At 52.1% G+C, this 654-nt stretch carries 1 protein-coding gene and 1 pseudogene; both read left to right on the forward strand.

The window, feature by feature from the left end:
• Positions 1 to 330: pseudogene (locus R7Q11_RS26905) on the forward strand (fructuronate reductase); the annotation flags it as partial.
• Between the two features lie 12 nt (positions 331 to 342).
• On the forward strand, positions 343 to 654 hold a 312-nt coding region (locus tag R7Q11_RS26910; RefSeq protein ID WP_225467079.1), incomplete at its 3' end, for a glucuronate isomerase.

Here is a 654-nt window from a genome sequence, read left to right on the forward strand (position 1 = left end):
CCACAACGCATGGGTGGCAGCTTACCATCCCACCTTGCTCAAGGCTCTAACTTCTCACGGTTGGCAACGGCGATTGCAGGTTGGATGCGCTACGTATATGGCGTGGACGAGCAAGGCAACGATATTGATGTTCGCGATCCAATGGCAGAGACACTGCGTCAGATCTGCGACCAACACGGCTTGAACGTTTCTGTTGTGCCTGCGTTGCTCGCGGTTGAAGCCATCTTCCCTGCAGAGCTTGGTCAAAACCCACAAGTGATTGATGCGGTGAGCAGTGCTTACCAATCTCTAATCGATAACGGTGCTCGTGCCACTGTCGCCGCGTTGTAATAGGAGTTAACGATGAAGAATTTCTTGTGTGAAGACTTTTTACTCTCAAACGAAACGGCGCGCCGCTTGTACCATGAGCATGCGTTCCACCAGCCAATTCATGATTACCACTGCCACCTAAATCCAGCGGAAGTGGCGCAAAATCGTCAGTTCGATAACTTAGGTCAAATCTGGCTTGAAGGCGATCACTACAAATGGCGCGGCATGCGCTCGGCAGGCATTGAAGAGCGTTTGATTACTGGTGACGCGAGCGATTACGACAAATACATGGCGTGGGCGAAGACGGTTCCTCAAACCTTGGGCAACCCGCTTTACCACTGGACG

The organism is Vibrio sp. 970 (assembly GCF_033339075.1).